This window comes from Paenibacillus sp. OAE614 (genome assembly GCF_040546645.1).
Taxonomy (GTDB): Bacteria; Bacillota; Bacilli; order Paenibacillales; family Paenibacillaceae; genus Paenibacillus_AQ; species Paenibacillus_AQ favisporus.
Window position 1 is genome coordinate 2,433,798 of sequence record NZ_JBEPOD010000001.1, and the last position, 17,947, is coordinate 2,451,744.

Annotated in this window: 14 protein-coding genes; 10 read left to right on the forward strand and 4 right to left on the reverse strand. The window is 55.1% G+C overall.

All coding sequences use genetic code 11. The features are described 5' to 3' along the window. The first annotated feature begins 24 nt into the window (after nt 1-24). From ABIE48_RS11430 to cysI, 4 genes are all read left to right on the forward strand, one after another. Complete coding sequence (locus tag ABIE48_RS11430; protein WP_192714524.1) at nt 25-2,295, forward strand: glycoside hydrolase family 3 protein; 2,271 nt, start codon at nt 25-27, stop codon at nt 2,293-2,295. A gap of 456 nt (nt 2,296-2,751) precedes the next feature. Then, entirely contained in the window at nt 2,752-3,912 is a 1,161-nt protein-coding gene (locus ABIE48_RS11435; protein WP_354518896.1) for a serine hydrolase domain-containing protein, read from the forward strand. 236 nt (nt 3,913-4,148) lie between these two features. Continuing rightward, nucleotides 4,149-6,005 carry an assimilatory sulfite reductase (NADPH) flavoprotein subunit gene (locus ABIE48_RS11440; RefSeq protein ID WP_192714523.1) on the forward strand — a complete coding sequence of 619 codons (1,857 nt, stop codon included), beginning with the start codon at nt 4,149-4,151 and terminating at the stop codon, nt 6,003-6,005. 37 nt (nt 6,006-6,042) lie between these two features. Beyond that, nucleotides 6,043-7,767, forward strand: a complete 1,725-nt coding sequence (gene cysI / locus ABIE48_RS11445; protein WP_192714522.1) for an assimilatory sulfite reductase (NADPH) hemoprotein subunit — start codon at nt 6,043-6,045, stop codon at nt 7,765-7,767. A gap of 110 nt (nt 7,768-7,877) precedes the next feature. Here cysI and ABIE48_RS11450 read toward each other — a convergent pair whose 3' ends face one another. Together ABIE48_RS11450 and ABIE48_RS11455 are read right to left on the reverse strand one after the other, a co-directional pair. After that, nucleotides 7,878-8,414, reverse strand: coding sequence for a phosphatase PAP2 family protein (locus ABIE48_RS11450; RefSeq protein ID WP_260869199.1), 537 nt, complete (start codon nt 8,412-8,414; stop codon nt 7,878-7,880). 72 nt (nt 8,415-8,486) lie between these two features. After that, nucleotides 8,487-9,104, reverse strand: a complete 618-nt coding sequence (locus ABIE48_RS11455) for a DedA family protein (protein ID WP_192714521.1) — start codon at nt 9,102-9,104, stop codon at nt 8,487-8,489. 322 nt (nt 9,105-9,426) lie between these two features. Between ABIE48_RS11455 and ABIE48_RS11460 the strand changes: the two genes are divergently transcribed. The 5 genes from ABIE48_RS11460 to ABIE48_RS11480 all read left to right on the forward strand — a co-directional run bounded on the left by ABIE48_RS11460 (nt 9,427) and on the right by ABIE48_RS11480 (nt 14,783). After that, nucleotides 9,427-10,428, forward strand: a complete 1,002-nt coding sequence (locus ABIE48_RS11460) for a Gfo/Idh/MocA family protein (RefSeq protein ID WP_192714520.1) — start codon at nt 9,427-9,429, stop codon at nt 10,426-10,428. 38 nt (nt 10,429-10,466) lie between these two features. Then, nucleotides 10,467-11,414: a helix-turn-helix transcriptional regulator gene (locus ABIE48_RS11465; RefSeq protein ID WP_152403641.1), complete on the forward strand. Its 948-nt coding sequence runs from the start codon at nt 10,467-10,469 to the stop codon at nt 11,412-11,414. Nucleotides 11,415-11,429: 15 nt separating this feature from the next. After that, nucleotides 11,430-12,518 carry a Gfo/Idh/MocA family protein gene (locus tag ABIE48_RS11470; protein ID WP_145020881.1) on the forward strand — a complete coding sequence of 363 codons (1,089 nt, stop codon included), beginning with the start codon at nt 11,430-11,432 and terminating at the stop codon, nt 12,516-12,518. 186 nt (nt 12,519-12,704) lie between these two features. Beyond that, entirely contained in the window at nt 12,705-13,244 is a 540-nt protein-coding gene (locus tag ABIE48_RS11475) for a superoxide dismutase family protein (protein WP_145020878.1), read from the forward strand. A 273-nt stretch (nt 13,245-13,517) separates the two neighbouring features. Then, entirely contained in the window at nt 13,518-14,783 is a 1,266-nt protein-coding gene (locus ABIE48_RS11480) for an MDR family MFS transporter (protein WP_145020875.1), read from the forward strand. A 63-nt stretch (nt 14,784-14,846) separates the two neighbouring features. Here ABIE48_RS11480 and ABIE48_RS11485 read toward each other — a convergent pair whose 3' ends face one another. Continuing rightward, nucleotides 14,847-15,824 carry a metallophosphoesterase family protein gene (locus ABIE48_RS11485; protein WP_192714519.1) on the reverse strand — a complete coding sequence of 326 codons (978 nt, stop codon included), beginning with the start codon at nt 15,822-15,824 and terminating at the stop codon, nt 14,847-14,849. A 15-nt stretch (nt 15,825-15,839) separates the two neighbouring features. Beyond that, nucleotides 15,840-16,691 (reverse strand): alkaline phosphatase family protein, encoded by an 852-nt coding sequence (locus ABIE48_RS11490; protein ID WP_145020869.1) that lies wholly within the window; start codon nt 16,689-16,691, stop codon nt 15,840-15,842. 326 nt (nt 16,692-17,017) lie between these two features. Between ABIE48_RS11490 and ABIE48_RS11495 the strand changes: the two genes are divergently transcribed. Then, nucleotides 17,018-17,887 carry an ABC transporter permease gene (locus ABIE48_RS11495; RefSeq protein WP_244867372.1) on the forward strand — a complete coding sequence of 290 codons (870 nt, stop codon included), beginning with the start codon at nt 17,018-17,020 and terminating at the stop codon, nt 17,885-17,887. Nucleotides 17,888-17,947: the final 60 nt, after the last annotated feature.

A 17,947-nucleotide genomic window follows, 5' to 3' on the forward strand; every position in this document is an offset into this window, starting at 1 on the left:
ATGATGGAGTGGAGGAAAGAGAACATGTCGAATACAAAAGCTGCGCTAAATATAGAAGAAATTCGTTATGTGAACAATCCCGATGGGCCGACGCTGGGCTATTCGGCTGCCTCGGGCGTAAAGATCCTGGAACAGGACGGCCTTTATTTCAAGGACCTGAGCAGGGACGGTCAACTGGATCCTTATGAGGATTGGAGGCTGTCGCCTGTGGAGCGGGCGAAAGATCTGGCGTCCAAGATGACGACCGAGCAAATTGCCGGTCTGATGCTGTACAGCCGGCATCAGGCGGTGCCTGCGGCGAGCGGAGGCTGGTTCTCCGCAACCTACGGAGGCAAATCCTTTGAAGAGAGCGGCGCCAAGCCGTGGGAGCTGACCGATGAACAGCTTCATTTTCTGGCACAGGATCACGTGCGGCATATCCTGGTTACCACTGTGGAGAGCCCGGAGACCGCCGCCAAATGGAACAACCGGGTGCAGGCGTTTGCCGAGGGTCATGGTCTTGGCATTCCGGCGAACAACAGCTCCGATCCGCGGCACGGCTCCGACTCCAGTTCGGAGTTTAACGCTGGCTCCGGCGGCGCCATCTCCATGTGGCCGGAGACCTTGGGCCTTGCGGCGACCTTCGACCCGGAGGTGACGCGGAAATTCGGTGAGATCGCCTCGAAGGAATACCGCGCATTGGGGTTGTCGACGGCGTTGTCCCCGCAGATCGATATCGCCACTGACCCGCGCTGGTTCCGCTTCAACGGAACGTTCGGGGAAGATTCGGCGCTGGCGGCCGATATGGCCCGGGCGTACGTCGATGGCTTCCAGACTTCGGAGGGAGAACGCGAAATTCAGGAAGGCTGGGGCTATGACAGCGTCAACGCCATGGTGAAGCATTGGCCGGGGGGCGGATCCGGTGAAGGCGGCAGAGACGCCCATTTCGGCTGCGGCAAGTATGCGGTCTATCCCGGGAATAATTTCGACGAGCATCTGATCCCGTTTACGGAAGGCGCCTTCAAGCTGTCCGGGAAGACGGGCAAAGCCTCGGCCGTCATGCCGTATTACACCATTTCCGCGAACCAGGATACCGTGAACGGCGAAAATGTAGGCAATTCCTATAACGCCTGGTTGATCGGAGATCTTCTTCGCGATCAGTACGGATACGATGGCGTTGTGTGTACCGATTGGATGATTACGGCCGACGAGTCCCCTGCCAAGGATTCTTTCCTCAGCGGCAAGCCGTGGGGCGTGGAGGAACTGACCGTCGGTGAACGGCATTACAAGCTGCTTATGGCCGGGGTGGACCAGTTCGGCGGCAACAACGAGATCGGACCGGTGCTGGAAGCCTACGAAATCGGGGTGCGCGAGCACGGAGAAGACTGGATGCGGCAGCGGTTCGAGCAGTCCGCCGTCCGGCTCCTGGTCAATATGTTCCGGCTCGGATTGTTCGAGAATCCGTATCTTGACCCGGATACGAGCGCCCGAGTTGTCGGAAACGCCGAATTTATGCGCGAGGGGTATGAGGCCCAGCTGAAGTCGGTGGTGCTGCTGAAAAATAAAAATGCGGTGCTGCCGCTGAAGGCCGGGAAAAAGGTATATATTCCGAAGCGCTATACGCCGGCAGGAACCGACTGGTTTGGCAACCAAACCCCGGAGAAGCTGGAGTATCCGGTCAGTCTGGAGCTGGTATCCAAATATTTTACGGTGACGGATCAACCGGATGAGGCAGACTTTGGCCTGGTCTTCATCACCTCCCCGAAATCGGGCTTCGGTTACAGCCAGGAGGACGCGGAGCAAGGTGGAAGCGGCTATGTACCGATCAGCCTGCAGTATCGGAGTTACACGGCCGAGCATGCACGGGAAGTAAGCCTAGCCGGCGACCCGCGTCCGGAAGACGTGCTGAACCGTTCTTATAAGGGGAAAAGCGTCACGCCTCAGAATACGTCCGACCTGGACGCGGTGCTGGACACCCGGAAGGCGATGAAAGGCAAGCCGGTCATCGTGTCGATGCTGCTCTCGAATCCAGCGGTGGTGAACGAATTCGAGTCTGAAGCGGATGCGATTGTAGCCGATTTTGGCGTTCAGGCGCAGGTGATCATGGAGATCCTGACTGGCAGTGCTGAGCCTTCGGGTCTGCTGCCGATGCAGATGCCGGCCCTTATGAAGACGGTTGAGGAGCAGCTGGAGGACGTGGCTCATGATATGGAATGCCATGTGGACTCTGATGGCAACACGTACGATTTTGGCTTTGGCTTGAATTGGGGCGGCGTTATCGAAGATGAGCGCACGCGGAAATATCGTAAGCGTTGAAGCGTTGAGAGGGATCGTCAACAAATATAAATAGTAGAATTCCTCCCGCGAAAAGAATAGATATCACGAAAAGCACACAATAGCTAAGGATCGCCCGCTGATGAAGCGGGCTTTTTTTCGGACCTTCAACGCCGCTCGTCCGTTGGCGCAGAGGCACCCCGCAATAGCTCTTGATTAGACTCTGGTTTATGCTTTTCGTGTCTTTATAAAGTTTGGCTATATTTATTTTTGGCGTTGAGGCGGCCGGAGTTCTCTGCTACAATTCCAAGCAGAAAGGCGGTCGATCTCGATGGCAAATCAATTTGCCAGTATGCCAAGCGGCTCATGCAAAGCCTATTCATAGGGCGAACCTTTGCATGGGCGGACGATCAGTTTAACAGTTCGCCCTCAGGACGTTTTATTGGATGGGCTTTGCACCTTATTTTTTCATTTTAAATAATAAGGGAGTTGAATGCATTGACCAATCCATGGATAAACAAACGGCAGCATCTCATCAATCTTCAAACACAGGTCCAGCGGCTGCTGGATGAACTTGCGAAAGACGATATCGGTGCAGGATTCCAAGCCGCAGCCTACTGGCACGGTGAACTGGTGGTGAATGCCTTTTCAGGCAGTGCAGATGCCTTAGGACAAAACCCCGTCCATCCGGATACGCTCTTCGTGATGCAGTCCTGCTCCAAAGGTGTGATTTCCACGGCGATTCATATTCTCGCGGAGCAGGGCAAGCTGGCGTATGATGAGCGGATTTCTCATTACTGGCCCGAATTCGGGGCGAATGAGAAGGAACAGATTACGCTCCGCCAGGTCCTGACTCATACGGCAGGAGTTCCTTTGATGCCTGCGCACGCGGATATGGAGCTGGTTACCAACTGGCTAGCGATGGTGCACGAGATGGAACAGTTACAACCTATCTGGGAGCCTGGCACCAAGGCAGGTTATCACGGCTTGACCTTTGGATGGATTCTAGGGGAAACGGCCGCCAGAGCGGATGGCCGGGCGATTGGCCAGATCATTCAGGACGAGATCTGCAAGCCATTAGGAATGGAGAGGGATTTGTATTTAGGGGCCCCAGCGGAGGCGGAAACCCGGATCGCCGAAATTAGCGGCGAAGCCGTACCTATCGCTTCCATGCCCGATGACATGCTGTTCAAGCGGGTGCTGCCTCCGGCACTGGTTCCGGTTGCCAATCCGGAGTGGAACTCGGCTTGCTTCCATTCGGCAGCCGTACCAGCCGTCAATGCCGTCGCAAATGCTCAGGCGTTGGCGCGCATGTATGCTTCACTGATTGGCGAGGGCGTGGACGGCAGACGCCTGCTCAAGCCGGCCACCATAACCGAGGCAGCACAGCTGCAGTTTGAAGGGATCGACGAAGTTGCGCTCGCTCCCGTTCGGTTGGGGCTGGGCTACTCGCTTAGCCAAGACGGTGATGCCATGGGCGCGCAGCCGGGCGGCTTTCGGTTACGCCGGATTGGGTGGCATGATCGGATACGCCGATCCGTCGAACGGCCTTGCCGTGGCGGTGCTGTGCAACCGGATGAAGGTTGGGCGGGGAGACCGGTCTCCGGATCGGCTGGTAACGGATCTGATCCGCGAGAAACTTTGTCATACGTAAATTGAATTTTATTCCTTCGTTTGGAGGGCCCGGCTTGTTTTACGGTCGGGCCTTTTTTTGTCATCGAACGGTGGTTTCAAGAGGAATAATCGGCACGAAGCCACTTTATCAGCAAAGCTGATAAAACCTATAAGATCATTCTAATTGACCGTTCCCCCCTGCTGTGATAGGTTCAAGAGAGAAAATATGAGTAATCTACTAGGAATTATCACTAATGCATGCTACGCGAGGTGGATATTTGTTGGAACTTCAAGTAACGAACAGCCCTTTTAACCAAGAGCAGGTCGAGCTGCTCAACCGTCTGCTGCCCACATTAACCGATGCCCAGCGCATCTGGTTGAGCGGATATATCGCAGCGGCCGCCGTATCGGGTAGCGCTGTGCTGGGAACCGCCCCGATTGCGGCTGCCGCAAATGCGACGGCTGCGTCTCCGGTAAGCACGGCACCGGCTGCGCCGAAAGAGGTTACCGTCCTGTACGGGTCGCAGACCGGCAATTGCGGGTCGCTGGCCAAGAAGGTGACCAAGAGACTGCAGGATCAGGGCTTTGAGGTCAAGTTATCTTCGATGAGCGATTTTAAACCGAGCGGATTGAAAAAGGTGGAAAACCTGCTGATTCTGGTCAGCACGCATGGCGAAGGGGATCCGCCGGACAACGCCATTTCTTTTTATGAGTTTCTGCACAGCAAGCGGGCTCCGCAGCTTGAAGGCATGCCGTTCTCTGTACTGGCGCTTGGAGACACCTCCTATGAGTTCTTCTGCCAGACAGGCAAGGATTTTGACAAGCGGCTGGAAGAACTGGGCGGCAAGCGACTCGTTCCGCGCGTCGATTGCGACGTGGACTTCGACGAGCCGGCGGCGGAATGGATCAACAGCGTGGCCAGTGCGTTTGCCGAGCTTGCCGGAGCAGGAGCCGGAGCTGCACCGCAGGCTGTGCCTGTCACGGCAGATTCGCTGCTCGCATCCGCGGAATCGGAATATTCCAGAACCAATCCGTTTCAGGCCGAGGTTCTGGAGAATATCAACCTGAACGGCCGCGGTTCCGACCGCGAAACCCGGCACTTGGAAATTTCGCTGGAGGGATCGAATCTGGAGTATGAACCCGGAGACAGTCTGGGCATCTACCCGGAAAACCATCCGCGGCTTGTCGACGAATTGATCGAGGCGATGGGCTGGTCCGGTGAAGAATCCGTACCGGTTAACAAAAACGGCGATGAGGCTACGCTGCGCGCTGCGCTGCTCCGCCATTATGAAATCACGGTGCTCACCAAGCCTTTGCTGGAGAAGACAGCCGCGCTCATTTCTAACGGTGCTTTGAACGAACTGCTCGCATCGGGTCATGATGAGCTGAGAGCCTACATCGAGGAACGCGATTTGCTCGATCTGGTGCAGGATTATTCCCTGAAGGGCATCCCGGCCAGGGAATTCGTAGCCATTTTGCGCAAAATTCCGGCCCGTCTGTATTCGATCGCCAGCAGCCTGAAGGCGTCGCCGGACGAGGTGCATGTAACGGTCCGGACCGTCCGCTACGAGAACCGCGGAAGAGAGCGGTACGGCGTCTGCTCCGTACAGTTGGCTGAACGAAGCGAACCCGGATCGGCTTTGCCGGTCTATATCCAGCATAATCCGAACTTTAAGCTTCCGCAAAATCCGGATACCCCGATCATCATGATCGGCCCGGGCACAGGCGTCGCTCCGTTCCGCGCATTTTTGAGCGAGCGGGAAGAGACCGGAGCCGAAGGCAAGAGCTGGCTGTTCTACGGCGACCAGCACTTCGCGACAGACTTCCTGTACCAGATCGAATGGCAGCGCTGGCTCAAGGACGGCGTCCTGACGCGCATGGACGTGGCATTCTCGCGCGATTCTGATCAGAAGGTTTACGTCCAGCACCGCATGCTGGAGAAGAGCAGGGAACTGTATCAGTGGCTGCAGGAAGGCGCTGTGGTATATGTGTGCGGCGACGAGAAACGAATGGCCCATGACGTCCATTCCACGCTGATTACGATCCTTGAACAGGAAGGCGGTCTCAGTCCTGAGGAAGCTGCCGAATATATGATTCGCATGCAGCAGGAGAAACGTTACCAGCGGGATGTCTATTAAGCGCATCCGATAGGCAAGCGAGAAGGAGAGAGCAAACATGTCTGATAACAATTTGATGTCACCAAACAGCGCTCCCCACAGCGATGTGGAGGATATCAAACGCAGAAGCAACTATTTGCGGGGAAGCCTGGTGGATACGCTGAAGGATCCGATCACCGGGTCGATCCCCGAGGATGATAACCGGCTGATGAAGCATCACGGCAGCTACATGCAGGATGACCGGGACCTGCGCAACGAACGGCAGAAGCAGAAGCTTGAGCCGGCTTACCAGTTTATGCTCCGGGTGCGCGCGTCGGGCGGCGTGGTTACCCCGCAGCAGTGGCTGATGATGGACAGGATTTCCCAGAAGTACGGGAACGGGACGATCCGCCTGACGACACGCCAGTCGTTTCAGCTGCACGGGGTGCTGAAGTGGAACCTCAAGAATACGATCCGCGAGGTGAACGAATCGCTGCTCAGCACACTGGCCGCCTGCGGCGACGTGAACCGGAACGTCATGTGCAATCCGAATCCGTACGAGTCGGAGATTCATTCGGAGGTGTACGACTGGGCCCGCAAGCTGAGTGCCCATTTGGATCCGCGGAGCCGGGCCTATTATGAGATCTGGCTTGACGAAGAAAAGGTGGTGGACAGCCACGATCATGACGTGGAACAGGAACCGATCTACGGTCCGGTATACCTGCCGCGTAAGTTCAAGATCGGCATGGCGATCCCGCCTTCCAACGATGTCGACGTATTTTCGCAGGACCTCGGGTTGATCGCCATTGTGGAGGACGGACGTCTGGCCGGATTCAACGTTTCGGTCGGCGGGGGCATGGGGATGACCCACGGCGATCCGGCCACGTACCCGCAGGTAGGGCAGGTCATCGGGTTCTGCACGCCGGAGCAGGTGATCGATCTGGCAGAGAAAACCGTGACGATCCAACGCGACTACGGCGACCGTTCCGTGCGGAAACACGCGCGCTTCAAGTATACGATTGACGACCGCGGCATCGACTGGTTTATCCAGGAGCTGAGCGCGCGTCTCGGGTGGGAGTTGGAGCCGGCAAGACCGTTCCATTTCGAAAGCAATGGCGACCGGTACGGCTGGGTCAAAGGCAGCAATGGCAAGTGGCATTTGACCCTCTTTATCCAGAACGGACGGATCAAGGACGAAGAAGGGTATGAGCTGATGACAGGCTTGCGCGAAATCGCCAAGGTTCATACCGGAGATTTCCGGCTCACGCCAAACCAGAATCTGGTCATCGGCAGCGTGAGCAGCCAGAAAAAGAAGAAGATCACTGAATTGGTGCAGCAGTACGGTCTGACCGACGGCATCCATTATTCGGCGCTGCGCCGTAATTCGATGGCGTGCGTGGCCCTGCCGACCTGCGGTCTGGCGATGGCTGAATCCGAACGCTACCTGCCTACGCTGCTCAGCAAAATCGAGCCGATCCTGGAAGAAGCGGGGCTTCGTGAAGAAGAAATCGTCATCCGGATGACAGGCTGTCCGAACGGCTGCGCAAGACCGGCCCTGGCGGAAATCGCCTTTATCGGCAAGGCGCCGGGCAAATACAACATGTACCTCGGCGGCGGATTTGCCGGAGAACGGCTCAACAAGCTCTACAAGGAAAATATCGGCGAGGCCGAAATTTTGGATTCCCTGAAACCGATTATTTTCCATTATGCCAAGGAACGCCGGGACGGCGAGCATTTCGGCGATTTTACCATCCGCGCCGGTTATGTGAAGGAAGTCCGCTCGGGACAATTCTTCCACGCCTGATGGCATAAGCAGCCGAATCGGCAGTGGCTCGGTACGACCCGGGCGGTCATAACGGCAGCGCAAAAAAGTGCAGTCCCTAGCGGACTGCACTTTTTATGCTGTATATAAACTCATAGATTGATCACGGCGACAGTGAGCACCGCCGTCATGCTGCCGACGAAGCTGCCGACCAGACAGTCCGAGGGGTAGTGCAGTCCGAGATAAATCCGGGAAATACAGACGATGAATGCCATAACAAGCAGCAGGACGGCGACCCAAGAGCCCATGAACAGAAACGGCGTAATGATGGAAAAGATGGCCGTCGAATGCCCGGATGGGAACGAGGGGTCCTTCAGCGGGTTTTTGCCGACCCTAACGCCTTCGAGGGCGAGGTAAGGGCGAATCCGCTGGACCTTGCGTTTAATCAGGGTCGTAATCAAAAAGCTGATGGCCAGCGCAGCAAAGCTCTGCAGACTCGTAGTCCGCCACGGCTCGGGAGCAAACAGCGCCACGGACAGCGTCAGGGTGATCGTAAACAGCGCGCCGCCCAGGTGAGTCAGTATCCGCAGCGCAGCATGGAGCATGGTCGGATTCTGAGTGCGGTTAATCCAGTGGAATACGCGCCGGTCCCAGCCGTGCGCCTGCTCCATATAGCGGGTGATGATCATGCATCGGTCCTCCTCAAAAATGTGTTTTTTGCATCGAATGGTCGTCAGTGTCCGAAGTTTAACCCTATTGCCTCATTGCCTCGAATGAACCTTGGTACGCTTGCGCCATTTCAGGTAAACGTATACGGCCAGAATGGCAAACACGGCGGCCACGACGTATTTCAAAAAATGCTCGGTCCAGGTCAAGACCAGCTGCCATTGATTGCCGAAAATGTAACCGATCCCGATAAAGACGGTAACCCAGAGCGCGGATCCCGTGTAGGCGTACAAGGCGAAGGTGCGGTAAGGGACGCGGATGATCCCTGTAAAGTAGCCGATAAACTGCCTGACGCCCGGAATGAAATAACTGAACAGCAGCAGCTTGTTGCCGTATTTGTGATATACTCTGGCGGTCTTTTCCACATGCTCCGGTTTGAGAAAAAGCCATTTCCCGTAGCGCTCAATCAGCGGCTGACCCAGCTTGTACCCTAGCACGTAAGTAACCGTCAGCCCGACGATGGAGCCTAGGTAGGCGGCACCTAAAGCCGGAAGCAGGTCCAGTACGCCTTTATAGGACAAATACCCAGTGTAGGTAAGCGTCGTATTGCCTGGCGGGATCGGCAAGGCGATGGCATCTAGCGGAAGTCCGAGAAGCAGGACCCAATATCCGTACTGTCCGAACAGCCGCTCGATATATCCCAGCACATCCATAAGAATCTCCTTATCGTGATTGTAGTTGTGCTTTCCATTTTAATTAGCAAAGATTAAGAACGGATGAACAGAAAGCTTAAGAAAGTATTAAGCCGTCTTCCCGATTTCTTAACAGTCCGGAAGAACTTGTATTCCCATGATACGCAAATTTTTGCCGGAACAAAACCGTCTCCGGTTGGGGCGGAAACCCGTCTTAAGACCAGGTTTTTCTTGCGGCGCGATTTTATATAAAATTGTCGTAATATTATACTGTATTAACGGTTTTTCATGTGTTAGATTAAGGGCATGATGTCTTAATATTAAATACTGAGGAGCGCTGGATATGATCAGAATCGGTAAAATAAGCTATTGGCATGTGCATGCATGGGACTATACGAAACAGGCTGAGGCTCATCCGGGTGCGGAAATCGTGGCTGTGTGGGACGAAAATCCGGAGCGTGGGCAAGAAGCCGCCGATAAGCAGGGCGTGACTTTTTACGCATCATTGGATGAAATGCTCAGCCGTGACGATATCGATGGGGTCATCGTGGATGCGCCAACGAACATGCACCGCGAAGTCATGATCAAAGCCGCAGAAGCCGGCAAGCATATCTTTACGGAAAAGGTTATTGCCGCAACACTTAGCGAGGTCAACGACATTATTGCGGCTGTGGAGAAAAATAACGTGAAGCTGACCGTATCCCTTCCCAGACTGAACGACGGCTATACGCTGGCGATCCGGGAACTTCTGGACCAGGAGCTCCTGGGCAAGGTAACTTATGTACGCGTCCGGCTGTCCCACAACGGGGCGACGGCCAATTGGCTGCCTGCGCATTTTTATAAGAAGGAAGAGACGCTCGGCGGCGCCCTGATCGATCTTGGCTGCCATCCTATGTATTTGACGCGACTTTTCTTGAGAGAAGAGCCTGTGGACGTGAGCGCGCAATTTGGATACATAACCGGAAAAGAAGTGGAAGACAACGCGGTTGCGACTTTGTCTACGAAATCAGGCGCAGTAGGCGTCGTTGAAGCCGGATTCGTGAACAACTTTTCGCCGTTTACCGTGGAGGTGCACGGCACCGAAGGAACGATCCTGTTCGGAACGCCGGACAGCAAGCTGCTACTTCGTACGACCCGCAATGAGGAATACAAGGATGCCTGGGTCGAGATTCCGGTTCCGGCCAACCGCGAAAGCGCGTTTGAGCAGTGGATCAGCCATATCGAACAAGGCACAACTGCTGATGAAAACATCGCGATGGCGATCGAATTGACGAAGCTCATGGAAGCGGCCAATCTGTCGAACGCCGAGCGCCGTGCCATTAAACTGAACGAACTGCAAGGCTAACCATCACAGAACTTATCAGACATAAGGATGTTGCTGCAATGATGAATAATTTTCCATACGAAACTATGCAGGGACGCCAGGATGCTTTGGAGCGTCTGGATTTACGCATCTATTGGGGAAATTATGAGATTCGGGTGATACGTTTTCATTTGACTTCTTTTCCTCCAGGGAAAATCGTGTCCTTTCACAAGCATGCCGAGTTTGAGTTTCACTTTATACCGCGCGGCAAGGGAACGGTTATCCTGGTGGATGAACCCTATGCTCTTCAAGAGGGCATGTTCTACCTGACGGGTCCGGAGGTGCTCCATTACCAGGAAGCGGATCCCGAGGAATCGATGGATGAGCTGTGTCTGCATGTGGATATCCGGGACCTGTCGCAGGTCCAGGATTCCGGCCAGTCGCCGCGTCCATACGCCGATCCGTGGGAGGCGGCTGAGGCGCATGACTGCATCGAGAAGCTGCGGACGCTGCCGCTGAAGCCCGTGATGGATACGTACCGGGCGATGCCGTTTTTCCTGGAGGCCTTCAACGCCTCACAGCAAAAATATTTAGGACTGTATACAACGATCAAAAACTGCATCATTCAAATTCTGCTCCGTGCCGTGCGCGCTTACGAGCCGGAACCACGGGAAGCGGAGCTTCCGTCCCGGGACATGAAGGCCTACCGGTACCAGCTGGCTTTGGAGTACATTCATGCCAACTCTTCCGGCGAAGTGGTGCTGGAGGATGTGGCCGACAAGCTGCATATCAGCTCGAGACAGCTGCAGCGGATCATTAAGGATCAGGGGGGCGGGCGGTCCTTCAGCGAAATTTTGGAGGATTTCCGCTTGCAGGAAGTGTGCCGCCAGCTGGTGGAGACGCGCTGGTCCATCGAGAAAATCGCCGTACAGGGCGGATTTTCCAGCGGAAGCTATCTGCATACCGTTTTTCGGAAGAGGTACGGCTACACGCCGTCGGAATACCGGAGAAAGAACGCGAAAGTATAGGAGGATTACGATCTCGTGGGAAAAACAATTCGGATTGGCATTATCGGAAGCGGGGGCATCGCCGGAGCGCATGCCAGGGCTTACAAAGGAATCGAGGATGTTCAAATCGTCGGGGTGGCGGATATTCTGCCAGACAAGGCGCAGCAATTCATTGAGCGTTGGGACCTGCCGGATGCGACCGGCTTTGACGACCACCGCAAGCTGCTCGAGCTGGATCTGGATGGCGTAAGCATCTGTACGCCGAACGTGGCGCATTACCGCACAACGGTGGACGCCCTGTCGGCCGGCAAAAACGTCATGCTGGAGAAGCCGATGTCGGTCACGCTGGACGAAGCGGTCGAAATGGTGCAGGTTTCCAAGAAAACCGGAAGGATGCTGAATGTCGGTTTCCAGCCGCGCTACGACCCGAACATGGCCATCATTAAAAACATGGTCCAGAACGGACAACTGGGTAAAGTGTATTACGTGGAAACCGGGGGCGGACGCCGCCGCGGCATGCCGGGAGGAACGTTTATCCGCCAAGATATCGCCGGCGCAGGCGCGATGGCCGATATTGGCTGCTATTCGCTGGATCTGGCGCTCAACACGCTTGGCTATCCGAAGCCGCTGACCGTCTCCGCCTATACCTCGAACTATTTTGGCACCAATCCGAAATACCACGCGGAAGCCGGACAATTTGACGTTGAGGATTTCGGTGTGGCCATGGTCCGGTTCGAAGGAGACCTGGTCCTGAACTTCAAGACGTCCTGGGCGATGCATATGGATACGCTTGGTGCGACGATGTTCCTCGGCACGGATGCGGGCATGAAGGTGCTTCCGGCAGGCAGCGGACCTTGGAGCGGGGTATGGGATGGACATGTCGGTTCAATCTCGCTGTTCCATGACATCCAGGGACATCATACCGAGAGCAATATTCCGCTCATCAAGCATGAAATCAACGTGTTTGAGGAGAAAATCAAGGATTTTGTCCGGGCGCTGCGTGAAGGGACGCCGGCTCCGATTCCAGGCGAGGAAATTTTGCGGAATCAGGCCATTATTGACGGCATTATCCGCTCCGCGCAGACGAAGAAGGAAGTCGAGATTCATATTCCTGATCTCGTGTAACCGCGCTAACCAAGTCCATTGCTTTAACCTGCATGGATACAGCAGTCCGAATTTTCCGCTCTGGGATCTTTGGGCTGCTTTTATTTTTTCGAATTTCCGTTCGGTACAGGTGTTATCTTTTTCGGGAAATAGGCAAACCTGATTTTGGGAGACCTAAAACCAGAATACAGGAGGACGATTGCAAGTATGAAAAAAATGGTGATGTCCGTCTGCCTCAGCGCCGGATTTCTGCTCGGATCCGCCGCTGCAACACCGGCTGCTTATGCCAATTCGGAAGAGCCGCAGCTGAAGGTGAAAATCGTGGATTCCAAAGGCGGAGAAGTAGGGACGGCGCTTCTGACTCAAAAAGGAGCCGCAGTTCAGATCCATATCGAAGCAGCGAATCTGCCGCCAGGTGAGCACGGCATTCATTTCCACGAAAACGGCAAGTGTGATCCGCCTGACTTTAAAACAGCCGGAGCCCATTTCAACCCGACCGGCAAGCAGCACGGCTTCCATAATCCGAAGGGCTATCATGCCGGAGACCTGCTGAATATTCAGGTGAAGCAGGACGGAACGGTAACCGCCGATTTGGAAACCCAGTCCGTAACGCTTAAAAAGGGAGCCGCCAATTCGCTCCTGAAGCCGGGCGGAACCGCGATCATCATCCATGAGAAAGCGGACGATTACGTGACCGACCCGTCAGGGAACTCCGGCAACCGGATCGCCTGTGCGCGGATTGAATAGCTGCGGCCTGCCGTCAGCATTCCTGGCTGCCGATAGCGATGATATACACTCCTGAAGGAAAAATGCCTTCAGGAGTTTTTTTGTGTTCTCGCCGTGCCACAAGCACACATCGGAACGGGATTGTTATCGCTTGCAAAAAAAACGTTGCCCGGCTCCTTATTCCTGTGATATATTAAAACTCCTTCCAATTTTTCCACATGATCGGCTAATTCACCGCCAATGATTCTTCAGGAAGAATAACGACCCCATCATAAAACAGGAGGAACCTCTGTTGTGAACTGGCTTAAATGGGATTTGAACTTGCAAATCCGGCTGATCGGCGACACACTCTTCAATTTGCTGTTTTGGATGTACTTTCCTTACATCACCCTGTTTTTCAGCGACGCATTCGGCAAGACCGCGGCCAGTATGCTGATGGCTGTTCCCCCCTTGGTCAGCCTGCTCGGGAGCTTGTTCGGCGGGTATTTGGCGGACCGCTTCGGCCGGAGGCCTGCCATGCTAATTGGGGCCTGCATGCAGTCCTGCATGTTTGCCGCTTTTGCGCTATCCCCGTCCCATTGGCTCGATTATGCCGCATATATCGGACTCGGGCTGGGAGGGGCGATCTATTCGCCGGGAAGCTCGGCCATGGTGGCCGATGTCACTCCGGAAAAGGACCGGCGGATGGTGTTCGCAACCTTCGTGACGGGCAGAAATATCGGGGCGGTCTTTGGCCCGGCGCTGGGTTCGGTATTCTTCTTCCAGTACCGGCACGAGCTGTTGTGGACCTGCACGTCGGTAACGCTTTTATATTTTTTGACCATTCTATTGTTCAGCAGGGAGACGCTTCCGGCATCGGCAAGGATGAATCGTACCCGCAGCAAGCTGACCGCTATCTTGAAGGAGCAGGTGGTGAGTTACGGCGTCATTTTTAAGGACAAGGTATTTGCGCTCTATATTGCCGCGGGCATCCTGGTGACGATTGCTTTTATGCAGCTGGATATGTATCTTGCGATGTATGTCAAAGAATACGTGCCGGGACAGGCGCTGCTGTCCTTCAGCGGCTGGACGTTCAACCTGAGCAGCGCGCAGGTGTTCGGATTGATGCTGGGCCTGAACGGCCTGCTGTTCGTGCTGTGCGTTCTTCCCGTCACCAAGCTGTTCGAGGGCTGGTCCGAACGGAACATCCTGATCATGTCGGCCTTGCTGTTTGGTGGAGGGATGTTCCTAATCGGTTTGACGACGCAGGTGTGGCTGCTGCTGGTGTTTACGTTTGTGTTTACGATCGGCGAGCTCTCGCGGAGCCCCGTCACCGACAGCTTTATCAGCAAATATGCGCCTGAACACGCGAGAGGGCAATACATGGGGGCGGCGAATCTGCAGTTTTCGGTCGGCCGGTTTATCGCTCCGGTCACGATTATGCTGTCGTCGTGGTTTCCGCCGGTGGTCGTGTTCGGCTTCATCTTCCTGGCAACAATCCTCAGCTCGCTTTTGTACGTTCAGGTTTTTAAAATCATTCCGGCAAGCTACTACGAGAAGAAATCCGAAATAACAGGTTGAACCCAAACAAAGCCGTTCAAGAGCGGATGCAATCCGCATCGCTTGAACGACTTTTTTAGTCTGTTATTTGGCTGCTGCCGGCATTGCCGCCTGAACGGGTCTGCCTGTCGGTGCATGAACTGGCTGGTCGCGAAGGACGGACCCGTCCTGCAGATGCAGCCAGGTGTCAAAACTCCGCTCCCCTTGCGTGAGACGGATGACCCGGGCTCCGGGCATGAATGGCTGATCCAGATAAGCGTTGCGGGTGGTCCGGCCGTAACACAGGCGGATACCGTGCAGCGTTCCCCAAAAATCGTTGCCGTGATCATGGCCGACAAAGGTACCGAGAATATCGCCCATCTCAACCATACTCGCAAAAAAACCGGTGTTGATCCATGGCGCACAGCAGTGACGGTCAAGCTTGTTCCCATAACAGACCGAGAAATCCCAAATATCGTTATATTCGGGCAGCGGGATATGGAAGAAGGCAAGCGATGGCAGCGGGACTCCCCCGTTGCCTGCCGTAAGACGGTAGGACTGCTGTGTATACCATTCAATCTGGCTGCGGCGGATCCAGTCGTAAAATCCGACGCGTAAATGCTCCAGCGGCGAGTAGCTGCCCGAATCCAAAAAGTAAAGGGCGGCTTCCGTGTTGTCCCGGTGTGAATCCCGGATTTCCAGACAATAGTTGCCGGTGCCCTTGACGTGGGGCGGATCGGGAATCGCATAACAGTATCGGTGGGACAGCTGCAGGGCATGAAGCTGTTCCCGCGTCATATCCGGAGCCTCGGAGTCGTGGTTTCCAAAGACGGCTGCCCAGGGGATGCCCATCTGCTCCGGAACCGACACCGCATCCCGGAACGCTGCGGCCGGGTTCGGGCTTTTATTGCTGGCGATCACGTCACCGGTATAGACGACCAGATCGGGCTGTTCCGCCTCTATAATCCTTCGCATCATATCCTTCATTTGAAGCTCTTCATCATCAGGCTCGCAAAACTCCGTATCCGTAAATTGGACAATGGTGAACGTGCCATCCTCGCGAAACCGCAATGTTTTCCTCATCTGCCTATCCTCCCGCTATGCATTTTCCGGCATGGACCGGGTCTGGAGCAAGCCGGCAGGGACAGCGGCATCCCAGGCATCCGGAATGTCCAGGCCGAGGGCGGCTGCGGCGATAGCCGCGGTGTCCACGATCGAGATTTCCCCGATGGTTGTTCCCGGCGCGATTCCCGGCCCCACGCAGCCCCAGAACACATTTTTGTCCATCGGATGATCGCTGCCGTGGCTGAATTTGTCGTCGCCTCCGCCGCCGTGGTCGGTCAATAAAATCACCAGGCTGTCTTCAAGAAGTCCCAGCCGCTCAAGGGTACCGAGCACCTGACCGAACAGGACGTCATTTTGTGTAATCGCATTCAAATATTCGGGAGAATCCGGACCGTACCCGTATTTGTGTCCGGCCGCATCAGGTTCATCCAGCTGCATGAACAGCAGTTTGACGTCCTGATTCTGTTCCAGATAGTTCTGGATGGCCTGAACCAGATCGGCATCCGGCAGAGATTCCTTATGTATTCCGATGCCATCCTCAACGATCCCGTCATTGATCGGGCTCCAGCTGGTGAAGGAGGCGAGCTTGGCCTCGGGCCATGCCTTCCTTGCAAGCCGAAATACGGAAGGGTAAGGCGATTCGGCAGGATAAGGCTCGCTCGCAGCGACCTCGTTCGTTAGTCCGTGCTTCTCCGGCACGACGCCGTGGAGCACGGAGCCCCAGCATTCCGCGCTGATTGTCGGCGACTGCGCCTGGGCGTCATAGGTGACGGCCCCTTTTGCCAGAAAAGCGTCGATGACCGGTGTAGCCGTGTGCTGAATAAAGCTGCCGGCGCCGTCCATTCCCAGAATGAACACGCGCGAAACGGCATTTGCATTGCTCATGGGTCAACCTCCCCAAAGATGATTTCGCTTTCATAGGATCGATCAGCCCCTAGCATAAAGATTCCCATACGGGGTGTCAACCACCATTTGGGAATTAGGCAAACAAGTCATCAGAGCGTTAGCAGGAAGTCATGATCGTGGTAGCCGGACTTTGCTTGCACCGTATAGAATCGGATTTGTAAGGGGTTACAGGTCACGAAACGACAAAAAGGAGTGAGATCATGCAAGAGGCGGTGCAGCTTGACCGGAATGCGGTGAGCCCGGCAAAGATCCGGCGGGTTTCCACGTTCCGGAGACAACTGAAGAAATACAAATGGCTGCTGCTGATGACACTGCCGGGAGTCATTTATTTATTCATCAACAACTATATCCCCATGTACGGCGTCATCCTGGCTTTCAAAAATTACAATTATGTCGACGGCATTTGGGGGAGCGAATGGGCGGGACTGGACAACTTTAAATTTTTGTTCAACTCCCAGGACGCCTATGTCATTACGAGGAACACCTTTCTATACAACTTCGTGTTTATCGTCCTGAATCTGGTGCTGGCCGTCCTCGCAGCGCTGCTGATTAACGAAATCAGGGACAAGGTCATCACCCGGTTCTACCAAAGCACCTTTCTGCTGCCGCACATCATTTCCATGGTCGTTGTGGCGTACCTGGTCTACAGCTTTCTGAATGTTGAAAGCGGACTGGTGAACCGGCTTATCGCCAAATGGTTCGGCGCTGAAGCCGTTTCCTGGTACGGCGAGCCCCGCTATTGGCCGTATATTCTCGTGATCGTTAATGCGTGGAAGAACGTAGGGTACTTGTCGGTCATCTATTTCGCCGCAATTATCGGGATTGACAAGGAGTATTACGAGGCGGCAACCATCGACGGCGCCAGCAAGTGGAAGCAGATGACGCGGATTACGATCCCGCTGATCACGCCTGTCATTACTACGATGACACTGCTTGCAGTCAGTGGAATCCTCAGAAGCGACTTCGGCTTGTTCTACCAGGTGCCGATGAACACGGGCGCGCTTATCCCGACCACGAATACGATCGATACGTTCGTGTACCGGGCGATGACGCAGTCGGGCGACATCGGGATGTCCTCGGCGGCGGGCTTCTATCAATCGGTCGTCTGCTTTGTCCTGATTCTGGCAGCTAACGCAGCCGTCCGGCGGATCAACAAGCGTGACGCTTTGTTTTAGGGAGCCGCGTTTTTCGTCGCAAGGGATGTGTGCAAGCGTACATTGATTTTTCCAAGAAAG